Origin of the sequence: Paenarthrobacter nitroguajacolicus (assembly GCF_031455195.1) — a bacterium.
GTDB classification, from domain to species: domain Bacteria; phylum Actinomycetota; class Actinomycetes; order Actinomycetales; family Micrococcaceae; genus Arthrobacter; species Arthrobacter nitroguajacolicus_D.
Genome location: NZ_JAVDSH010000010.1, coordinates 44,067 through 62,618 on the forward strand (window position 1 = coordinate 44,067; position 18,552 = coordinate 62,618).

The 18,552-nt window shown below is 62.9% G+C and carries 23 protein-coding genes; 15 read left to right on the top strand and 8 right to left on the bottom strand.

Annotated elements, in window-relative coordinates:
- The first annotated feature begins 135 nt into the window (after positions 1-135).
- A complete protein-coding gene (locus J2Y68_RS18275; protein WP_309995462.1) occupies positions 136-1,140 on the top strand; it encodes a LacI family DNA-binding transcriptional regulator in 1,005 nt (334 codons plus the stop codon).
- 18 nt (positions 1,141-1,158) lie between these two features.
- Entirely contained in the window at positions 1,159-2,259 is a 1,101-nt protein-coding gene (locus J2Y68_RS18280; RefSeq protein ID WP_309995464.1) for a D-TA family PLP-dependent enzyme, read from the top strand.
- Here the strand turns inward: J2Y68_RS18280 and J2Y68_RS18285 are convergent.
- Positions 2,256-2,777, bottom strand: coding sequence for a flavin reductase family protein (locus J2Y68_RS18285; protein ID WP_309995466.1), 522 nt, complete (start codon positions 2,775-2,777; stop codon positions 2,256-2,258). The genes J2Y68_RS18280 and J2Y68_RS18285 overlap by 4 nt on opposite strands.
- Before the next feature lie 200 nt (positions 2,778-2,977).
- Here J2Y68_RS18285 and J2Y68_RS18290 point away from each other — a divergent pair, with 200 nt between their 5' ends.
- The 8 genes from J2Y68_RS18290 (at position 2,978) to J2Y68_RS18325 (ending at position 9,196) form a co-directional block, all read left to right on the top strand.
- Positions 2,978-3,280 (top strand): urease subunit gamma, encoded by a 303-nt coding sequence (locus tag J2Y68_RS18290; protein ID WP_211711008.1) that lies wholly within the window; start codon positions 2,978-2,980, stop codon positions 3,278-3,280.
- A gap of 7 nt (positions 3,281-3,287) precedes the next feature.
- A complete protein-coding gene (locus tag J2Y68_RS18295) occupies positions 3,288-3,656 on the top strand; it encodes an urease subunit beta (protein ID WP_309995469.1) in 369 nt (122 codons plus the stop codon).
- Positions 3,653-5,383 carry an urease subunit alpha gene (gene ureC / locus J2Y68_RS18300; protein WP_309995471.1) on the top strand — a complete coding sequence of 577 codons (1,731 nt, stop codon included), beginning with the start codon at positions 3,653-3,655 and terminating at the stop codon, positions 5,381-5,383. The genes J2Y68_RS18295 and ureC overlap by 4 nt, the downstream gene beginning before the upstream one ends.
- 6 nt (positions 5,384-5,389) lie before the next feature.
- Positions 5,390-5,866 (top strand): urease accessory protein UreE, encoded by a 477-nt coding sequence (ureE, locus tag J2Y68_RS18305; protein ID WP_309995473.1) that lies wholly within the window; start codon positions 5,390-5,392, stop codon positions 5,864-5,866.
- Complete coding sequence (locus tag J2Y68_RS18310) at positions 5,847-6,524, top strand: urease accessory protein UreF (RefSeq protein ID WP_309995475.1); 678 nt, start codon at positions 5,847-5,849, stop codon at positions 6,522-6,524. Before ureE ends, J2Y68_RS18310 begins: the two co-directional genes overlap by 20 nt.
- A gap of 13 nt (positions 6,525-6,537) precedes the next feature.
- A complete protein-coding gene (gene ureG / locus J2Y68_RS18315; protein WP_309995477.1) occupies positions 6,538-7,155 on the top strand; it encodes an urease accessory protein UreG in 618 nt (205 codons plus the stop codon).
- 248 nt (positions 7,156-7,403) lie between these two features.
- Positions 7,404-8,153, top strand: coding sequence for an urease accessory protein UreD (locus tag J2Y68_RS18320; RefSeq protein WP_397335343.1), 750 nt, complete (start codon positions 7,404-7,406; stop codon positions 8,151-8,153).
- A complete protein-coding gene (locus tag J2Y68_RS18325) occupies positions 8,153-9,196 on the top strand; it encodes a HoxN/HupN/NixA family nickel/cobalt transporter (protein ID WP_309995479.1) in 1,044 nt (347 codons plus the stop codon). Before J2Y68_RS18320 ends, J2Y68_RS18325 begins: the two co-directional genes overlap by 1 nt.
- Here J2Y68_RS18325 and J2Y68_RS18330 read toward each other — a convergent pair.
- On the bottom strand, positions 9,193-10,170 hold the full coding sequence (locus J2Y68_RS18330; RefSeq protein ID WP_309995481.1) for a serine hydrolase domain-containing protein: 978 nt from the start codon (positions 10,168-10,170) through the stop codon (positions 9,193-9,195). The genes J2Y68_RS18325 and J2Y68_RS18330 overlap by 4 nt on opposite strands.
- A gap of 118 nt (positions 10,171-10,288) precedes the next feature.
- Between J2Y68_RS18330 and J2Y68_RS18335 the strand changes: the two genes are divergently transcribed.
- The 4 genes from J2Y68_RS18335 to J2Y68_RS18350 all read left to right on the top strand — a co-directional run bounded on the left by J2Y68_RS18335 (position 10,289) and on the right by J2Y68_RS18350 (position 12,405).
- Entirely contained in the window at positions 10,289-10,798 is a 510-nt protein-coding gene (locus tag J2Y68_RS18335; protein WP_309995483.1) for an RNA polymerase sigma factor, read from the top strand.
- A gap of 5 nt (positions 10,799-10,803) precedes the next feature.
- Positions 10,804-11,832: a hypothetical protein gene (locus J2Y68_RS18340; RefSeq protein WP_309995485.1), complete on the top strand. Its 1,029-nt coding sequence runs from the start codon at positions 10,804-10,806 to the stop codon at positions 11,830-11,832.
- A 148-nt stretch (positions 11,833-11,980) separates the two neighbouring features.
- Positions 11,981-12,178 (top strand): hypothetical protein, encoded by a 198-nt coding sequence (locus J2Y68_RS18345; protein ID WP_309995487.1) that lies wholly within the window; start codon positions 11,981-11,983, stop codon positions 12,176-12,178.
- Positions 12,175-12,405, top strand: coding sequence for a hypothetical protein (locus J2Y68_RS18350; protein ID WP_309995489.1), 231 nt, complete (start codon positions 12,175-12,177; stop codon positions 12,403-12,405). Before J2Y68_RS18345 ends, J2Y68_RS18350 begins: the two co-directional genes overlap by 4 nt.
- Before the next feature lie 72 nt (positions 12,406-12,477).
- Here J2Y68_RS18350 and J2Y68_RS18355 read toward each other — a convergent pair whose 3' ends face one another.
- Genes J2Y68_RS18355 through J2Y68_RS18375 form a run of 5 tightly spaced genes read right to left on the bottom strand, consistent with a single transcriptional unit; the run spans position 12,478 to position 17,206 of the window.
- The gene (locus J2Y68_RS18355; RefSeq protein ID WP_309995491.1) at positions 12,478-13,521 is read right to left on the bottom strand and encodes a lactonase family protein; all 1,044 of its coding nucleotides are present in this window, start codon (positions 13,519-13,521) and stop codon (positions 12,478-12,480) included.
- Between the two features lie 2 nt (positions 13,522-13,523).
- Positions 13,524-14,354, bottom strand: a complete 831-nt coding sequence (locus tag J2Y68_RS18360; RefSeq protein WP_309995493.1) for an aldo/keto reductase — start codon at positions 14,352-14,354, stop codon at positions 13,524-13,526.
- Positions 14,351-15,385: an NAD-dependent epimerase/dehydratase family protein gene (locus J2Y68_RS18365; protein WP_309995495.1), complete on the bottom strand. Its 1,035-nt coding sequence runs from the start codon at positions 15,383-15,385 to the stop codon at positions 14,351-14,353. Before J2Y68_RS18365 ends, J2Y68_RS18360 begins: the two co-directional genes overlap by 4 nt.
- On the bottom strand, positions 15,382-16,353 hold the full coding sequence (locus J2Y68_RS18370; protein WP_309995497.1) for an aldo/keto reductase: 972 nt from the start codon (positions 16,351-16,353) through the stop codon (positions 15,382-15,384). Before J2Y68_RS18370 ends, J2Y68_RS18365 begins: the two co-directional genes overlap by 4 nt.
- Before the next feature lie 31 nt (positions 16,354-16,384).
- Positions 16,385-17,206, bottom strand: coding sequence for an aldo/keto reductase (locus J2Y68_RS18375; RefSeq protein WP_309995499.1), 822 nt, complete (start codon positions 17,204-17,206; stop codon positions 16,385-16,387).
- 199 nt (positions 17,207-17,405) lie between these two features.
- Here J2Y68_RS18375 and J2Y68_RS18380 point away from each other — a divergent pair, with 199 nt between their 5' ends.
- Entirely contained in the window at positions 17,406-18,284 is an 879-nt protein-coding gene (locus tag J2Y68_RS18380) for a helix-turn-helix transcriptional regulator (RefSeq protein ID WP_309995500.1), read from the top strand.
- A 53-nt stretch (positions 18,285-18,337) separates the two neighbouring features.
- Here the strand turns inward: J2Y68_RS18380 and J2Y68_RS18385 are convergent, their stop codons facing one another.
- Entirely contained in the window at positions 18,338-18,547 is a 210-nt protein-coding gene (locus J2Y68_RS18385) for a dodecin (protein WP_211710990.1), read from the bottom strand.
- Positions 18,548-18,552: the final 5 nt, after the last annotated feature.

The following is an 18,552-nucleotide window of genomic DNA, read 5'->3' on the forward strand; positions in this document are numbered from 1 at the left end:
TTCAACACTACGCTTGTGCATTGCGACAAGATACAGACGGCCTCACCTGTTGGTAGGAAGGGGCCGTAACGGACAAGCACCACCCGCTCGCCTCGTCTGCAACGATGTATTTATCCGTACCAAAGGAGCACCTGGATGGCCGTCACCATGAACGACGTCGCACGCGCGGCGGGGGTCTCGTTGAAGACGGTTTCCAACGTGATCAACAACTACGAGTTCATCCGGCCAGCCACCAAACAGCGCGTCCTGGATGCCATTGATGAGCTGGGTTACGAGACCAACCTGACGGCCCGCAGCCTCCGCTCGGGCAAGACCAGCATGCTCGGCCTGGTCCTGGCCGACCTCTCCATCCCGTACTACGCGGAACTGGCATCGGACATCATGAAAGCCGCGTGGGCCCGCGGCTACCGGGTGTTGGTAGAACAGACCGGCAACGAGGCTGACCACGAAAAGGCGGCGCTCCAAGGCCAGTTCCGAACCCTTACTGACGGCCTCCTCTTCATTCCACTTGCCCTGGACGCTGAGCAGATCATTGCTGTTGCCGGCAAAAAGCCGTTGGTCCTGCTGGGTGAATTCGTGCAGGATCCGCGGCTGGACATGGTCCTCATCCAAAACCACCAAGCGGCCGCTGCGGTCACCACGCACCTTCTGGCCGGGGGTCGCCGTCGTATAGCCGTTTTAGGCGCGCACGACGGCGACACTGCCGGCAGTAGCGGCCTGCGTCTTGAGGGTTACAAGGCTGCGCTCGCTGACGCTGGTGTGCCCTATGACCCGGCCCTCGTGGTGCCGTGCGATTGGCGGCGGGATGGCGGCGCCGCCGCCACGTCCGGACTGCTGGGCAGCGGAGTGGAGTTCGACGCTGTCTTCGGACTCAACGATGCCCTCGCTTTGGGGGCGCTGCATGAGCTTCTGGTCCGTGGCAGGAAAGTCCCGGAGGAGATTGCCGTTGCTGGTTTCGATGATATTGACGAGGCGCGGTTCGCGTCGCCGTCCTTGACCACAGTGGCGCCGGGGCGCACGGAAATCGCGGAGCGCGCCGTCGAACTTCTCATCGGGCGGATTGAAAGCAAGGACGCGGCGCTCACTGTCCAGCAACCGGAGGCGGCGTTCGAGCTGCGGGTCAGGCAGTCCGCGCGCTAGGACGTTAGGGTTTGAGGAATGAACGTCATCCCTGCTGAAGTCATCACCCCTGCCGTCCTGATCGACGTCGATGTCCTTGACCGGAACATCGAACGGATGGCGTCCAGCATGCACGGCCGCGGGCTCGGGCTCCGGCCGCACGTGAAGACGCATAAGACGCTGGAGATCGCGCGAAAGCAGCTGTCAGCCGGGGCCGTGGGGATCACCGTTGCCACCATCGGCGAGGCCGAGGTCTTCGCGGCAGATGGAGTGAAGGACATCTTCATCGCGTACCCGCTCTGGGTTGAAGCCCCTCACGCGGAACGGCTTCGCGCTTTGCTGGCATCCTGCCGCCTAGCCGTTGGCGTGGATTCGGCAGAAAGTGCGACGGCGATGGGCCGCCAACTCGGAGCCGACGCAGCAAACGTTGAGGTGCTGATCGAAGTGGACAGCGGACACCATCGCAGCGGCGTGCTGCCGGACGAAGTGGTGGCTGTTGCCGACGCGGCGGCTGCCGCCGGACTGAGCGTGCAGGGCGTCTTCACATTCCCGGGCCACAGCTACAAGCCCGGCATGCCGACTGGCGCGGCGAGTAATGAGAATGAGGCACTGGGCTTGGCGGCGACGGCGATGACGTCGGCAGGCTTCGAAGTCACCACCATCAGCGGAGGATCCACGCCTACTGCCTTGATTGACGGCGAAACGGTAGCCACGGAGCTCCGTCCGGGAGTATACGTGTTTGGCGATGCCCAGCAATTGGAGCTTGAGCGGTGCACGTGGGACGACATCGCTTTGACTGTCGCAGCCACCGTCGTCAGCCGCCACGAAGCCGCGGGCGGAAACGTGCGCCGGGTTGTGGTGGACGCCGGCAGCAAGATCCTGGGCAGCGACCGACCGGACTGGGCCACAGGTTATGGGCGGCTTCCCGAGTATCCCGAAGCCAAGGTGTCCGCATTGTCCGAACATCATGCAACGGTTGTGTGGCCGGATTCGTCGGAACTCCCGGCGCTTGGTACGCGGCTCCGTCTGATTCCCAACCACGTGTGCCTCACCATGAACCTGGTGGACGAGGTCACCGTGGTGCGTTCGGGGGCCGTCGTGGAGCAGTGGGCTGTGGCGGCCCGCGGGCGCAACAACTAGCCCAGCGACGGAACGCTCTTAAACACCGTGTGGAATTCGCGGTTGTGGTAAACCAGCGGAGCTGAACTGGAAGCACTGGACCTGATATCCAGGACCTCCGCGGCCAGAAGTACGGAGCTGCCCAGGGCTGCCCGGTGGACGATTTCGCAGCGAAGCGCCCATTGGGCCTCCTTGAGCAGGGGCTCACCTGTGGGCAGCACCTCCCAGTCCATGGTCTCGGTGAAACGTGGAGCCGCCGGGTTGGCGAAAATCCGGACGAGTTCCAACTGGTCGGCGCTTACCAGGTGCACCACGATCGTCTGGGCCGCCGCAATGACGGATGCGGATCGCCCGCTCGTGACTGAGAATGCCAGCGTCGGTGGATCGACGGCCACTGATGCCACCGATGATGCAGTGAGCCCCACCGCGCCGTCGGGTCCGGTGGCCGTAACGATGGCGACGCCTGCCGGATGGCCGCGGAACGCGCTCTTGAAGAGTTCGCTGACTTCCGTGGATGGCAGGGGTTGGGGACGGCTCATTCAAACACCTCGGGGGACTGGCTGGGATGGCGCCGGATCTCGTGCACTCACCGGAAGCGATGCTAGGACCTCAACATATGTTGAGGTCAATTCGGGGCAATTTGACCCCCGACTGAGACGCTTTGGTAACTTCTCGGAAACCTCCGCTCCCTACGCTGGTCACATCTGTCATTGCCCGTGCCCAGCTTTCAGGAGAATCAATGCATCTTTTGCCCCGTGAGCAGGAGAAACTCATGATCGTAGTGGCCGCCGACCTTGCCCGGCGCCGCCAAGGACGCGGGCTCAAGCTCAACTACCCCGAGGCTGTGGCGATCATCAGCTACGAGCTCATCGAAGGCGCACGCGACGGCAGAACGGTCGCCCAGCTGATGAGCTACGGAACCACGCTTCTCCGCCGCGAAGACGTGATGGAAGGCGTACCGGAAATGATCCATGACGTCCAGATCGAGGCCACCTTCCCTGACGGCACCAAGCTCGTCACCGTGCACAACCCCATCCGATAGGAGCCCCATGATCCCCGGTGAATACAGGCTCCAGCAAGGCACCATTGCGTGCAACAGCGGCCGCGAGGCGATCGCCGTCGAAGTCGTAAACCGCGGCGACAGGCCCGTCCAGATTGGTTCGCACTACCACTTTGCCGAGGCGAACCGCGCCCTGGAATTCGACCGCAAAGCCGCCTACGGCCGCCGCCTCGACATTCCTGCAGGCACAGCCGCGCGCTTCGAACCTGGGGACAGGAAAACTGTCCAACTGATTGAGATCGCCGGGTCCCGTGAAGTCTTCGGCCTCAGCAACGCAGTCAATGGAAAGCTCGATCGCGGAACCGGGGTTGCCGGGGAACCCCGCCCGGGCGTCGCAGCGGAAAGGGACCACCAGTGAGTTTCGAGATTCCCCGCAAGCAGTACGCCGAGCTGTATGGCCCGACGACGGGCGATGCTATCCGCCTTGCCGACACTGAGCTGTTCCTCGAAATCGAGAAGGACCACACGGTCTACGGCGATGAAGTAGTGTTCGGCGGCGGCAAGGTCATCCGCGACGGCATGGGCCAGAACGGCCAACTCACCCGCGCAGAGGACATCCCGGACACCGTCATCACCAACGTGATCGTCCTGGACTACAGCGGAATCTACAAAGCGGACGTTGCCCTCAAGGACGGCCATATCTTCAAGATCGGCAAGGCCGGGAACCCGCAGATCACCGACGGCGTGGACATCGTGATCGGCGCGAGCACCGAGATCATCGCCGGCGAACGGAAAATCCTCACCGCCGGAGGCATCGACACCCACATCCACTTCATCTCCCCGGAGCAAGTACCCACGGCGTTGTGCAACGGCATCACCACCATGGTTGGCGGCGGCACCGGCCCCGCTGAAGGAACCAAAGCCACCACCATCACGCCCGGTGCTTGGCACATCTCGCGGATGCTCCAGGCCGTGGAAGGGTTGCCCGTTAACATCGGCCTGTTCGGAAAGGGCCACGCGTCCGCCGTCGAGCCCCTCGCCGAGCAGATCCGCGCAGGCGCCGTGGGGCTCAAAGTCCATGAGGACTGGGGCTCAACAACGTCCTCGATCGACATGTCCCTGCGCGTTGCGGACGAATACGACGTCCAGGTAGCCATCCACACCGACACCCTCAACGAATGCGGTTTCGTGGAAGACACTATCCGGGCAATCGACGGACGCGTCATCCACACCTTCCACACCGAAGGTGCCGGAGGAGGGCACGCGCCGGACATCATCAAGATCGCCGGTCTGCCCAACGTTCTCCCCGCATCCACCAACCCCACGCTGCCGTACACCAAGAACACCATCGAAGAGCACCTGGACATGCTCATGGTCTGCCACCACCTCAACCCGGACATCCCGGAAGACGTGGCCTTTGCAGACTCCCGCATCCGCGCCGAAACGATCGCCGCCGAGGACGTCCTCCACGACCTCGGAATCTTCGCCATCACCTCCTCCGACTCCCAGGCCATGGGCCGTGTGGGCGAAGTAGTGACCCGGACGTGGCAAGTAGCGGACGCCATGAAACGCCAGCGCGGCGTGCTGAAAGACCCGACCGGCGCTGCCCATGGATCCGACGGATCGGACAATTTCCGGCTCAAGCGCTACGTGGCCAAATACACCATCAACGCGGCCATCGCACAGGGCATGGCAGACGTCATCGGCTCCGTTGAAGAGGGCAAATTCGCTGACCTCGTCCTCTGGGACCCTGCGTTCTTTGGCGTGAAACCCGAATTGGTCATCAAGGGCGGGCAGATCGCCTACGCCCTCATGGGCGACTCCAACGGTTCCATCCCCACCCCGCAACCGCGCACCATGCGGCCTATGTTCGCCACCTACGGGAAAGCCCTCCAACAGACGTCCATCACGTTCCTGTCCAAGGCAGCCATCGACGCCGGAGTGCCCGCCGAACTCGGCCTCGAACGCATCATCAAACCCGTGTCCGGCATCCGCAACCTCACCAAAGCGGACCTGAAACACAACGGCGAAACCCCGGACATCGCCGTCGACCCCGAAACCTACAAAGTGACGGTCGACGGCGAAGAAGTCACCTCCCAGCCGTCCGATGTGCTGCCCATGGCGCAGCGCTATTTCCTCTTCTAGGACCCCATGATCATCGAAAAAATCCTCGGCAACCTGCACGAACAACCCTTGGATGCCTTCGCGGGGCGCCACACGGAAAAGGTGGTGCTCCCCAGCGCCCTGCTGGTCAAACGCATCCAACGCGTCACCACCGACCATGGCAAGGAACTCGGAATCCGCCTCCCCTCCGGGACCGGCGACCTCCGCGACGGCGACATCCTTGCCATGGACGACACCAACCTCATCGTCATCTCCGTGCTGCCTACCGATGTCCTGGTGATGGCGCCGAGGAGCATCCACGAGATGGGGGTCGTGGCACATTCGCTCGGCAACCGGCACTTGCAGGCACAGTTCTTCGATGCTTCGTCCGAGTACAAAGCCGAAGTAATGGTCTGCCAGTATGACCACACGGTCGAAGACTATGTGAAGAGTGTCGGCGTCCCCTACGACAGGCAAGAGCGGGTCATGCCGGTGCCGTTCCGCCATGCTGAGCACTCGCACTAGTCAGCTGGCTCTTCAACAGTTGACCGACTCGGCCTTGCCTACGGGGGCGTTTGCTCATTCTTTGGGGTTTGAGAGCTATATCGAGCGTGGGCTGGTTTGTGATGAAACCACCTTCAGCGCGTGGTTGCATGCCTTCATTGCCCAGCAGCTGACTTATTCCGATGGGGTGGCTATCCGCTTCCTATATGAGGGGGTGGAAGTTGGTTTGTTGGATGGGGTGTTGTCCGGGCAGTTGTTGGCTCGGGAGGTGCGGGAGGCGTCCCTGAAAATGGGCGGGCGGCTCTTGGAGATTGGCAGTGAGGTGTTCCCGTCCGGGGAGTTGGAGGGTTACCGGGAGTTGGTCCGTGGGGGAGGCGCGTCGGGGCACCAGCCCTTGGCTTTTGGGGTCATCGCCCGGTCTCTGGAGGTGCCCTTTGAGGAGGCGGTTTCGGCGTATCTCTTTGCCACCGTGACTTCCCTGACCCAGAACGCCGTGCGCGCCATTCCGCTCGGGCAGAACGCCGGGCAGCGGGTACTTCGGGACGCGCACGACGCCGTCGCTACCGCCATCAACGTTGTAGCACAGCTGTGCTGGGACGACTTTGGGGCAGTGAGCCCCGGACTTGAAATTTCACAGATGCGGCACGAGCGGCAACGCGCCCGCATGTTCATGAGCTAAACAAGGAGGACAGATGACAGAACCCATCAAGATCGGTGTAGGTGGACCCGTCGGAGCAGGCAAGACCCAGCTCGTGGAACGCATCACCCGGCACATGAGCGGCGACATCTCCATGGCCGCCATCACCAACGACATCTACACCATTGAGGACGCCAAAATCCTCGCCGCCAACGGCATCCTCCCCGAGGACCGGATCATCGGCGTCGAAACCGGTGGGTGCCCGCACACTGCCATCCGCGAAGACACCTCCATGAATACCGCGGCCATCGAAGAACTGAAATCCCGCCACCCGGACCTCCAGGTCATTTTCGTCGAATCCGGCGGTGACAACCTCTCCGCCACCTTCAGCCCCGAACTCGTCGACTTCTCCATCTACATCATCGACGTTGCACAAGGCGAAAAGATCCCCCGCAAAGCTGGGCAAGGCATGATCAAATCCGACCTTTTCATCATCAATAAAACAGACCTCGCCCCCCACGTCGGGGCGGACCTGGCCGTCATGGAGAGGGACTCCAAGGAGTTCCGCGGCAATAAACCGTTCTGTTTCACCAACCTGAAAACTGACGAAGGGCTCGAAAACGTCCTGAGCTGGATCCGGCGGGATGTCTTGATGCTCGACTTGGCGCAATGAGCCGCATCGCGACGGCGGCTTCGCCGGATTTTGGGCCGTGCCCGTCCCCAGCCGCTCCCAACTCTCGCAAGCTCGAGTCGGGTCCCTCGCGGCAGTGGGCCCCCCGCGCGGCCAGCCACGCCGCAGCCCAAAAATCCGGCTCACCCACCTCGGCGGTCACGTCGCCAAGGGGTGAACTCCGGTTACAGATCGCCGTGCGGAACGGACGGTCTGTTGCTTCGCATCAGTTCCATGAGGGGGCTTTGCGGGTGCTCAGACCGCATTACCTGGATCAGAGTGGGCAGGTTTGCTACGTCATGGTCAATCCGGGCGGGGCGTATCTGGGGGCGGATCTGTTCCTCATTGACGTGGAGGTAGAGGATGGGGCGGACCTGCTTCTCACCACGCAGTCGGCCACGAAGATTTACCGCACTCCGGGGTCGTTTGCTGAGCAGCGGGTGAACATCACACTGGGGGAGGGCGCCCGGTTGGAATTGGTGCCCGACCAGTTGATCGCCTACCGGGAGGCCAGCTACCGGCAGAATTCGCACCTTAGCCTCCACCCGTCGTCGAGCCTTGTCATGGCTGAGGTCATCACGCCGGGATGGTCGCCGGACGGTGCTGCCTTCAAATACGAAGAGGTGCGGCTGCGCAACGAGATCTGGATCGAGGACGACGACGGGCCCAAGTTGCTGGCACTGGACAACCTTTTGATCCGCCCACCGCTGGGCGACGTGAGGGGGATTGGGTTCATGGAGGGCTTCAGCCATTTGGGCTCCCTAGTGGTGGTGGATCCCAGAGTGGATCAGGCGCTCGCTGATGAGTTGCACCAGATGACCCGTGATTTTGATGCTTACACGGGGGTTTCCTTGACGCAGGCTCTTGCCGGGAGCACCGGGCTTGTGCTGCGATCGTTGTCGAACAGCACTGAGGAGCTCAACAATTTGCTGGGTGCGTGCACCGGCGTTCTGCGGGAACGTTGGTTCGGCCAGGCGCCTTTGAACCTGAGGAAGTACTGATGACTGCGCTGACTGAGTTCGCCACCATGTACCGGGAGCGGGAACACCTTTCCCTGCGGACCCGGTTGCTCTTCACGTTTGGTGCCGTGGCCGCATTGCATGCTGCCGCCGTCGTTCTTCTGCTGGCCGGCGCCGCCGGTGGTGCCCAGCCGCTGGCGCTGGGCCTGGTGGTCACCGCCTACGTTGCGGGCGTCAAGCACAGTTACGACTGGGACCATATCGCCGCAATCGACAACTCCACCCGCAAGTTCGTCGCCCAGCACAAGGACCCCGTGAGTGTGGGGTTCGCGTTCAGCCTGGGCCACAGCTCGGTGGTGGTGCTGGCCGGGTTGCTGGTGGTAGCGGGTGCCACGCTGGTGGGCCAGTTCATGGAGGACGGCACCACAGGCAACAAGGTGCTGGGCCTGATCGGGAGCGGCGTTTCGGGACTGTTCCTGCTGGCGATGGGCCTCTTTAACGGCTCGACATTCGTGCGCGCCACCAAGCTGTACAGGGAGGTGCAGGCCGGCGGCGAGGTCCGCCACGAAGACCTCGAAGCGAAAGGTTTTGTGGCCAGGCTCCTGGCCAAACCCCTGTCCAGGGTGGAGCGGCCGCGGAACATTTACGTGATCGGCTTCCTCTTCGGACTGGGCTTCGATACGGCCACCACCATCGGGCTGCTGGTAATAACCACGACGGCGTCCCTCGCCGGTGTGTCGCCGCTCGCCTTGATGGCGCTACCGCTCGCGTTCACCGCAGCCATGACCCTGTGCGATTCCGCCAACGGCGTGGCCATGATGAAAATGTACAAATCCGCGATCAACAATCCGCAACGCAAGCTCGGCTTCAACGCGTTGATCACAGGCATCTCAGCTGTGTCGGCCCTTTTCATCTCCGTGATCACGCTTGGCGGGTTCGCTAACACCGCTTTTGGGCTGGAGGACCCGCTGACCTCCTGGCTCGGGGAAGTGGACCTCGGCGACGCGGGCCTGATCCTCGTGGCATTGTTCGCGATGGTGTGGGCTGTGTCCGTGTGGCGTGGACGGGTTGCCCGCAGGGGTTAGGAAGCCGCCACTGCGTTGAGCAACTCGGTGGTGTCCACGCCGAGGTCCGGGGTGTCCAGGACATTCGTCAAGAACACCACGCAGCGATCCTGCTCAGGGAACATCCACCACTCCGTTCCGGACCAGCCAGGGTGGCCGTAGATCCCCCGGGCGATCAACTCAGACTCGTTGGCCGGCAGTTGGAATCCCAAGCCGGTTTGGCGAAGGGGCTTGGGCCGGGTGGTGATGTGTGAAAGCCTCGTGGTCCGCGGCCGGCGCATGGCTGCCAGGGTTGCCGGTTGGACAGCTTTGCCGGAATCCCTGAGTAACTCCGAGCCCAGGTTGAGCAGGTCCGTTGCGGTTCCGAAGAGCCCGGCCCCCGGATGCCTCTGCTCGAACATGGCCCCGGCGTTCAGCCCCGCCGCTTCGGTTCCGTGCACCGTGTGTGGGTTGCAGTCAGTGCTGAAGGTGAGCCCGCTTGCGCCGGTGTCGGCGGCCAAGGACAGGACCTGCTCCTCGAACGGGCGCCCATCAGCCCACTCGGCCATCGCTGCGGCACCTTCGAAAGCGATGTTGCAGTACTGGACCAGGGATCCCGCGTAGAAGGTTTGCCCCGCCGAGGTGAGGGCGTCGCGGAGGGGGACTCCGTCGTCGAGCTCCGGGTCGGTGATCCCGGACCGGTGACTCAACAGGTGCTCCAATGTCACGGTGTCGGTGCGGCCGGTGCCGAAGCCCGGAACCGCCGTCGAGAGTGCGCTTCCCAGCGACAGCTTTCCCATCTCAACCTGGCGCATGACGGCCAGGGCGCTGATGGGCTTTGAGACCGAGAACAGCGCGAAGTGGTGGTCGGCTGTGGCTTGCCGGCCGCCGTCGGACCCGAAGGCCACGACGTCCTCGATTCCGTTGCTGGAAGCGATCCCCAGAACCCCAACAGGCACGCGCCCGAGGTCTACCTGCTTACGCGCCCATTCAACTGACGCCCCTGTATTCACCATGACTCGAAACTATCGCAGGGATCACAGCAAAAAACTTTTCGCCGCGTGTAACCATGGCAGCCGGGCCGGAAACTAAACAAGTATCCTGCAGGTCCGGGTTCTATTTTCAGGGGGAATCGTGCTTTCCGAGCGCGAATTGGCATTCATCGCCATTCACAAAGACAGCTATCCATCCGTCTACAAGTTCGTTTGCCGACGCGTTGAATCGGCGCATGTGGCGGAGGAAATAGCAGCGGACGTATTCCGTGTCGTGTGGCAAAAATGGGTGGATGACTCACGCCCGGACCTCGCTTATTTGTTGACCATTGCCCGCAACCTGGTGGGCAATGCGTACCGCAGCCGCGACAGGCGGCAGGCGCTGCAGGAGAAATTGCGCACGACGGCGGTGCAGCGGTTTGGCGACGACTCGGAAAACGTCGCGGTACAGGAAGCGATGGAACGCCTCCGCGAGAAGGACCGCGACATATTGCAGCTGGCCTACTGGGACGATCTGGGGATCTCCGACATCGCCGCCGTGCTGCAGTGCAGCGAATCGGCAGCGAAAGTCCGTCTCCACCGGGCACGCGCGGCCTTCCGGAAGCACATGCCTGCAGGGGCCGACCCGACTACAGAGAAGATGGGGGTCTGAAGACAATGGATCCGATCAAGAACCAAATTTCAGCGATCGACCCGCTCACTATCGATCCAGTGACGGAACCGAACGGCGAAGAAGCCCTGCACAAGATCCTGTCGGGATCCACGGTGTACAGCGACAGCCGTCCACTGGCCGGGGTGACGTCCCTGGAAGGCCGACGGCGGCGCAAGGCGCAGATCGCCGGCGGGCTGTTGCTCGGCGCAGCCGCCGTCACCGCTGGGGTGCTTGTCGCGGCGAACTTTGGGACCGTGACCTCAACCCCGGCGCCCGCGAACACGGTGACGTCCACCGAAGCGACCCCCACGCCCAGTGCGTCCGTAACGCCGACTCCGACGGCTACCCCGTCCGCAACGCCCACGGCAAGCCCGACGCCTACAACTACCCCGGTGCCGACACCCACAGTGCCTGCTGCGCCGACCACCGCTCCGGCAGCACCGCCGGTTCAAGCTCCCACCTTGCAGACGTTCACGTTCCCCGACGGGCACCTGTCCTTCACGTACCCGGTGGGCTGGAGTGTCCGGGCGGAACAGGGGCCGTACGATCCGCCCGGGACCGCGGAAGCCTCACGCATTGTGACTGTTTTCGATGCCGCTGGGGCCGAGGTAGCGCGCGTGTTCAACGGAAACTACGCGGATGGGACGGGCGGCTGGGTGAAGCGAACCGTCTACGACCGCGCCACAGTACCTGGAGTGGTGTCCACAACCTCAGCCAGTGATCCCGTGCAGTTCGGTTTCTTTGCCCATCAGGCGGCCATGATGGTTCACCCAGGAGAAACGCCATCGATCGCGGAGATGGATCAGACGCCCACATACATCATGGATGTCCGCCTTGCCTCAGAGATGCAATCCGGGGAAACGGGCTCAGGTATCAATCAGGTCCGTGTGCCCAACGGAATCATGAGTGCCTACGCGATCTTCGACCCCGCCAAGCAGCCGGCCTTCGCCACTCCAGAGGCAGCCAAAGCCTGGATGAAGACCACGCAATACGCGCAGCTGAAGGCACTTTTCCTGAGCCTGAGCTACAAGTAGCCGGGGCCACGCAGGGTTCCTGTGCAAAAGCACTGTGCCGCAGGAGAACGTTATTCATTTGTCCATAACGATCATCGCTTGAGTTTCATAGGGTTGAGGAGATCTGCTTCACAAAATCCCCCGAACTACCCAAGGACGAGTTTCAACGATGAAGAGCATCGCCCTCCTGCGCGAACGAGCCACCCGCGTCATGCCTACCGGTTCCCACTGCCCGGCGTCGGGCCTGTGGAGCCCGGACTCCGACCCGGACGCAGTCCAGGTCTTCGCAGAAGGCAGTGTTCTTCCGGCCTACGAGGGCACGCCCACGGTTTGGCGGCGGCGCTCCACAGCTGAAGTACCGGCATGACCAGCACCATCCTGAACAGGCCTGCCGATTACCGCCACGTGCCGTCGGCTGAGTGGTCGGAGCTCAGCACCGGTGATCCTGTGTGGATTTACGATGTCGCGTGGGGCGCCGGGATAGGTCGCGTAGACGACGTTTCCAAGCACCAGGAGTTGCTGTGGGTGGTCCTCGAACCGACGGGCCGCAAGCTGATCTGCGGTACGGACGACGTCCAAGTCTGGTCCGCCTGAAAACTCGCCGAGATGGCACATAATGACAATTTCTGAGCGGATGATTGTCATTAAGTGCCATCTCGACGTCAGTTAAACCGCCAGGACAAGGACGCTGGGAGAACCCGTCTCCACTCGGCCCACAGGCCCTTCCGGCAGTCCCGTTTCCGGGTCCAGCCTGAAGCTCACGACGTCGTCGGAACCTTCATTCGCGACATACAGCCAGCCTTCGCGGACCACGTGGTGGCGTGGCCAGTCGCCCCCACACGGTACGTCCGCCATGGGTTCGATTTCAGCGCCATCCGCGGAGACCTGCAGCACGCAGATGCGGTTGGTTCCGCGGACGCCCACGTATGCGAAGCGGCCGTCCGGAGACAGGGCGATTTCCGCTCCCGCGTCGCCCTCCTGTGCGCCGTTGGTGCTTGCCGGAACCATCGCAGTCAGCTCATATGTGCCGTCCGGTTGCATACGGACCGCGGCCACCTCCACCGAATACTCCGTGTCCACCAACACTGTGCCGCTGTGGTGGCGGGCCATGTGCCGGGGGCCCGAACCCTGGGGCAGGATCACCTGATGGTCGATCACCAGTCCCTCACCCGCCGCGTACTTCCAGACGCGCACCAGGTCATGCCCCAGGTCTGTGGTCATGACCCGGCCGTCGGGCAGCATCAGGCTGGAATGCGCACGGCTCGGGCGGGCCTGGTCCGGGGACGTTGCCGTGTGGGGGTCGACGGCGGCTTCCGCGCTGGTGCGCGAGGTGATGGCGCCGTCGTTGTCCAGTTCGTAGAGGATGACCTGGCCGTCGCCCCAGCAAGTGGCCACGATGAAGCGGCCCTGCGGATCCACCGCGACGTGGCACGTGGCCTCGCCTGCGGGCCACGGTTCCCCAAAAGCCTCCAGCTCGGCGGCACCAGTCCGCCGGTAGGCCCGCACCGTTTTGCCCTCCTCCGCCACGGCATAGATCACGGGAAGCATGGGGTGCAGGGCGAGGAATGACGGCGAGTTTGCCTCGGTGGCCAAGCCGACCGAGGTGAGTTGGCCACTGTCATCGGCGGAAAGGGCGGCGATGCCCTTGCCGTTACCATTCCTGTCGGCAGTGTAAGAGCCGGTCCAAATGAGTGTTTCCGCGGTTTCCATGGTCAGTGCCCCTGAACGTCCGAGTCGACGCCCGCGTCCGGGCCGGCGTCGAGCGTTTGCAATCTGGTGAGGTCGTCGTGATCCAGTTCGAAATCGAACACGTCCAGGTTCTCCTTCATCCGTTCCGGGTTGGCGGTCTTGGGGATGGCAACCAGACCCTGCTGCACGTGCCAGCGGAGCACAACCTGGCCCGGCGTCTTTCCGTGCTTTTCACCAACGGCAGCCAGGACCGGGGCGTTCAACAACTCGCTACTGGCGCCCAGTGGGCTGTAGGACTCGGTGATGATGCCGTTGCGTTCGTTGTAAGCCCTTGCCGCAGGCCTCGGAATGGACGGGCTGACCTGGATTTGGTTGACGGCTGGAACCACGTCCGTTTCCCGGAGCAGCCGGTCCAAATGGGCGGGCTTGAAGTTGGAAACGCCGATGGAGCGCACCTTGCCCGCAGCCTGTAGCTCCTCGAAGGTCTTCCATGTGGAGACGAACTCGTCGCGGCGGGGGAGTGGCCAGTGGATGAGGAGCAGGTCCACGTAGTCCAATCCCAGGCGCTCCAATGAGCCGTCGAGTCCAGCAGCGGCCTTGCCGGAGCCCTGGAATTCTCCGTCCAGCTTGGTGGTGATGAAGAGTTCCTCCCGGCCCACCCCGCAGGCCCGGATGCCGTTGCCCACGCCCTTTTCGTTGCCGTACTTCACGGCAGTATCGATGTGCCGATACCCTCGGGACGCAGCCTCCACGACGGCGTCAGCCACCTGCGCGTCGTTCAGGGGCCACGTGCCCAAACCCAGTTGCGGAATCTTGTTGCCGTCGTTGAGTTCGATGAGCGGGGCTGGTGTCATGGCCGTAGGTTCCTTTCATAAAGCCGGTCGCTGAGCTCCATATAGTCTTCCTTCACCACTTGCAGCTCAGGATGCTGATCATGCCATGCCACGATCTCCCTGGCACCGTCCGCAAAGGGAATGGTTGCCCGGTAATCCGGGACGAGTGCCTTGATCTTGGAGTTGTCGAAAACTACTGAGTGGGAGCGGTCGCCCAACAGGTTGGGTCCGAGCTCCGGGCTGTGGGCGGCTATGGTTTCGGACGCTACGTGGAAAAGCTCGGGTTCCGGAACGCCGGCCGCGCGCGCGAACAAGCAATAGATCTGGTTCCACGGCAGGTACTCGTCCGAGGTGATGGTGTAGCTCTCGCCAATAGCCTGCGGCCGTCCAAGGAGTCCGACAAACGCCTTGGCGAAGTCGCGGCTGTGGGTCAGCGTCCATAGCGATGTTCCATCCCCATGCACCATGACCGGCATACCCGCGCGCATCCGGTGGATGTCCGTCCAACCGCCAACCATGGCAATCTTGGTCCGGTCATACGTATGCGACGGCCGTACCACGGTCAGCGGGAAGTCCTGCTCACGGTACGCCTCAAACAGGAGTTCCTCGCACGCGATCTTGTCCTTCGAGTACTGCCAAAACGGGTTCTTCAGCGGAGTCGACTCCCTGATGGGAAGCGTCGTCGGGGGCTTTTGGTACGCCGAAGCAGAACTGATGAACACGTACTGACCCGTCCGCCCGCGGAACATCTCCAAGCCGGCGAACGCCTGATCCGGGGTGAAGGAGATGAAGTCCGCTACGGCGTCGAACTCCCTTCCCTGAAGTACCTCACGCACAGCCAGGGGATCGCGAATGTCCGCATGGAGCACTTCTGCGCCATCAGGAACCGGCCGGCCGGCTGACCGTCCCCGGTTGAGGACGGTCAGCCGGTGGCCCAGTGCGACGACGCGTTCAGCCGCCGCCGCACTGATGACCCCGGTCCCGCCGATGAACAGGATGTTCCGCGGCGACACGGTGTCGGTTCCGAGGCTGTCGGGTGGAAAGATTTTCACCAGGCGTAATCTTCGGGGGCGGGACGGTGGCCCGGGAAAATATCATCGAGTCGCTTGAGCGCATCCTCGTTCAGGGAAACATCGAGTGCGCGGATGGCGGCGTCCAACTGTTCCTGCGTGCGCGGTCCAACGATCGGCGCCGTGACGGCAGGCTGGTGGAGCAACCAGGCCAGTGCTACATCGCCAGGTGCGTGGCCGAGCTCGTCCGCGAAATCCTCGTACTGACGGATCTGGTCTTCGTGCTTCTTGAGGGTTTCGAGTGCCCGGCCCTCGGCGCGGCGGACGCCCTGTTCTTCCTTCTTGAGGACGCCACCCAACAAGCCGCCCTGCAGTGGGGACCACGGGATCAGTCCAAGGCCATACTGCTGTGCAGCAGGGATGACCTCAAGCTCAAGTTCGCGCCGGAAGAGGTTGTAGATGGACTGCTCGCTGACCAGGCCGGTGTAATTCCTCCGGCGGGCGGCTTCCTGGGCTTGGGCAATATGCCAGCCGGCAAAGTTGCTGCTCCCCGAGTACAGGATCTTGCCCTGTTGAACGGCAACCTCGATCGCCTGCCAGATCTCGTCCCACGGCGTATCGCGGTCGATGTGGTGGAACTGGTAGATGTCGATGTAGTCCGTCTGAAGCCGTTTGAGGCTGGCGTCCAGCGCCCGGCGAATGTTCAGTGCGGACAGCTTGGACTCGTTGGGGCGGTCTGTCATGGTGCCGTACAACTTGGTGGCCAGGACGGTCCGTTCGCGGCGCTCGCCGCCCTTCGCGAACCAGCGGCCGATGATTTCCTCGGTCCAACCGCGGTGCCCCGCTCCGCCGTAAACGTTGGCGGTGTCAAAGAAGTTGATCCCGGAATCCAGAGCAGAGTCCATGATCGAGTGGGCGGTCGCTTCGTCGGTTTGCGGGCCAAAGTTCATGGTGCCCAGGCAGAGGCGTGAAACTTTCAGGCCTGAACGGCCCAAGTGCGTGTACTGCATAACTGTGGGGTCCTTTTGTCTGGTTGTGTGACTACATCTGGGTGAAGGAGGCGACTGCGGGATCGGAGCCGATGCGGGCGCCAGCCTCCAGCGCGGTGATTGCTGCCAATTCGGATTCGGTCAGGGTGAGGTCGGCCGCGCCAAAGTTCTCGCGCATGCGGGTGGAGTCTGCGGACTTGGGGATCACGATGGTCCCCTGGGCGAGGTGCCAGGCCAGGATCACCTGTGCAGGAGTAGTGCCGTGGGCCGCCGCCACCAAGGCCACTTGCTCGGCGTTCAAGTCCTTGCCCTGGCCCAGCGGGCTGTACGCCTCAACGGCGATGCCCAGGTCGCGGCATTTGTTCGCCAGATCAGCCTGTTGATACGTGGGGTGGAGTTCGATTTGGTTGACGGCAGGCACAACCTCGGCCTTCCGGAGAAGGTTGTCCACATGGTCGGCCAGGAAGTTCGAGATGCCGATGGCCCGGATCTGCTTGTCCTGGTAAAGCTTCTCCATCTCCTGCCATGCCTGCGTGTAAAGGTCCTGCGACGGGACAGGCCAGTGGATCAGGTAGAGGTCAACGACCTCCAGGCCCAGGGCATCGCGGCTTCGCTGGAAGGCGTCATAGGCTTCGCCTTGCTCGCCGTTGCGGAGTTTGGTGGTGATGAAGAGTTCCTCGCGGGGAATCCCGGAGGCCGCGACGGCCGCGCCGACTCCGGCCTCGTTGCGGTACGCGGCCGCGGTGTCGATGTGCCGGTAGCCGGCCTCCAAAGCATCTTCCACCACCTTCTGCGTTTCATCCGCAGGCACTTGGAAGACACCAAATCCCAGCTGTGGGATGGTGACGCCGTTGTTCAATGTCAGCTCTGGCATGACGGTCTCCTTCGACGGATGGTTAGCTGGTGACACTCCGGCTTGCTGATATCCAGAAAGCGTTTTCGGAGGCTCTGTACCGAGCCTATGCAGTTTTAGCGGCGGAGTCAGCAATCCTGCCTGATCCTGTCTTTCCTAGGTCTGGTAGTCCTACCCATAATGGTGGTCTTTCAAGCACTTTGACCGGCAGAATGGACGGATGGGTCAAAGCGCCGAGTTCGGTAAATTCCTCAAAGTCATGCGTGCCCGCCTCTCACCCGACGACGCCGGGACGCAGGAGTCGGGCGGTTCGCGCCGTGTCCCCGGACTCCGCCGCGAAGAGGTCGCCAGGCTCTCGGGCGTCAGCACCGACTACTACACGCGCCTGGAGCAGGGCCGCAACATCCACCCCTCCAGAGCTGTCCTGGAATCCGTGGCCAGGGCCCTCCGCCTTGACGCGGGGGAGCAAGCGCACATGATGGACCTGCTGGAACACTGTGCCAGCTCCTCCGGCAGCCCAGGCCCCGTGCAAAAGGTGCGCCCGGCGTTGCGGCAACTGCTTGACGCTGTCGGGGATGTTCCGGCAATGGTGCTGGGCAGGCGGGCGGACGTCCTGGCGGGCAACCGGATGGCGTATCTGCTCTTCACGGATTTCTCCGCATTGTCTGCCCCCGAACGCAACCTGACGCGTTGGATCACCCTGGATCCAGCGGCGGGGCGCCTGTTCAGGGACTGGAAAACGGTGGCGGCCGAAGCCGTCGGCGCCCTGCGCATGGACGTCGGCAGGCATCCCAACGATCCCCAAACCAACCAGCTGGTGGGTGAACTGGCCGTGCACAGCGAACACTTCCGCCAGTGGTGGGCCGGCCACCGCGTGGCCACCAGGTCCGCCGGCACCGTCCGGCTGCACCACCCCGTGGTGGGGGACCTGGAACTGAACTTTGAAACCCTCAGTCTCCCGGACGACCCCGACCAGCTGTTGAGGGTGTATTCCGCGAAGGCGGGCTCACCGTCGTCGGACGCTTTGACGCTGCTGAACTTTGGCGACGTGGGCACCACCTCGCAGGTGCCCGAGCCTGCGCGTCGAGATGACAGTTAATGCCAATGTTCCTCTGAAACATCGGCATTAACTGTCATCTCGCGCAGAGCGTTTCAGCGCTCCAGGCGGAAACCAAGCTTGATGGTGACCTGCCAGTCGGCCACTGCGCCGTCCTCAAGGTGGCCGCGGATTTCCTTGACCTCAAACCAGTCCAGGTTCCGCAGGGTCTGGGAGGCTGTAGCGATGCCGTTCTTGATCGCGTCGTCAACGCCTTCGCTGGAAGTTCCTACAATTTCGGAAACGCTATATGTGTGGCCAGCCATGGTGC

Excerpts from the sequence above, each read along its gene's own strand:
- J2Y68_RS18275 (WP_309995462.1), top strand. The coding sequence starts at position 136 with ATGGCCGTCACCATGAACGACGTCGCACGCGCGGCGGGGGTCTCGTTG.
- J2Y68_RS18280 (WP_309995464.1), top strand. The coding sequence starts at position 1,159 with ATGAACGTCATCCCTGCTGAAGTCATCACCCCTGCCGTCCTGATCGAC.
- J2Y68_RS18285 (WP_309995466.1), bottom strand. The coding sequence starts at position 2,777 with ATGAGCCGTCCCCAACCCCTGCCATCCACGGAAGTCAGCGAACTCTTC.
- J2Y68_RS18290 (WP_211711008.1), top strand. The coding sequence starts at position 2,978 with ATGCATCTTTTGCCCCGTGAGCAGGAGAAACTCATGATCGTAGTGGCC.
- J2Y68_RS18295 (WP_309995469.1), top strand. The coding sequence starts at position 3,288 with ATGATCCCCGGTGAATACAGGCTCCAGCAAGGCACCATTGCGTGCAAC.
- ureE (WP_309995473.1), top strand. The coding sequence starts at position 5,390 with ATGATCATCGAAAAAATCCTCGGCAACCTGCACGAACAACCCTTGGAT.
- J2Y68_RS18310 (WP_309995475.1), top strand. The coding sequence starts at position 5,847 with ATGCTGAGCACTCGCACTAGTCAGCTGGCTCTTCAACAGTTGACCGAC.
- ureG (WP_309995477.1), top strand. The coding sequence starts at position 6,538 with ATGACAGAACCCATCAAGATCGGTGTAGGTGGACCCGTCGGAGCAGGC.
- J2Y68_RS18325 (WP_309995479.1), top strand. The coding sequence starts at position 8,153 with ATGACTGCGCTGACTGAGTTCGCCACCATGTACCGGGAGCGGGAACAC.
- J2Y68_RS18330 (WP_309995481.1), bottom strand. The coding sequence starts at position 10,170 with ATGGTGAATACAGGGGCGTCAGTTGAATGGGCGCGTAAGCAGGTAGAC.
- J2Y68_RS18340 (WP_309995485.1), top strand. The coding sequence starts at position 10,804 with ATGGATCCGATCAAGAACCAAATTTCAGCGATCGACCCGCTCACTATC.
- J2Y68_RS18345 (WP_309995487.1), top strand. The coding sequence starts at position 11,981 with ATGAAGAGCATCGCCCTCCTGCGCGAACGAGCCACCCGCGTCATGCCT.
- J2Y68_RS18350 (WP_309995489.1), top strand. The coding sequence starts at position 12,175 with ATGACCAGCACCATCCTGAACAGGCCTGCCGATTACCGCCACGTGCCG.
- J2Y68_RS18355 (WP_309995491.1), bottom strand. The coding sequence starts at position 13,521 with ATGGAAACCGCGGAAACACTCATTTGGACCGGCTCTTACACTGCCGAC.
- J2Y68_RS18360 (WP_309995493.1), bottom strand. The coding sequence starts at position 14,354 with ATGACACCAGCCCCGCTCATCGAACTCAACGACGGCAACAAGATTCCG.
- J2Y68_RS18370 (WP_309995497.1), bottom strand. The coding sequence starts at position 16,353 with ATGCAGTACACGCACTTGGGCCGTTCAGGCCTGAAAGTTTCACGCCTC.
- J2Y68_RS18375 (WP_309995499.1), bottom strand. The coding sequence starts at position 17,206 with ATGCCAGAGCTGACATTGAACAACGGCGTCACCATCCCACAGCTGGGA.
- J2Y68_RS18380 (WP_309995500.1), top strand. The coding sequence starts at position 17,406 with ATGGGTCAAAGCGCCGAGTTCGGTAAATTCCTCAAAGTCATGCGTGCC.
- J2Y68_RS18385 (WP_211710990.1), bottom strand. The coding sequence starts at position 18,547 with ATGGCTGGCCACACATATAGCGTTTCCGAAATTGTAGGAACTTCCAGC.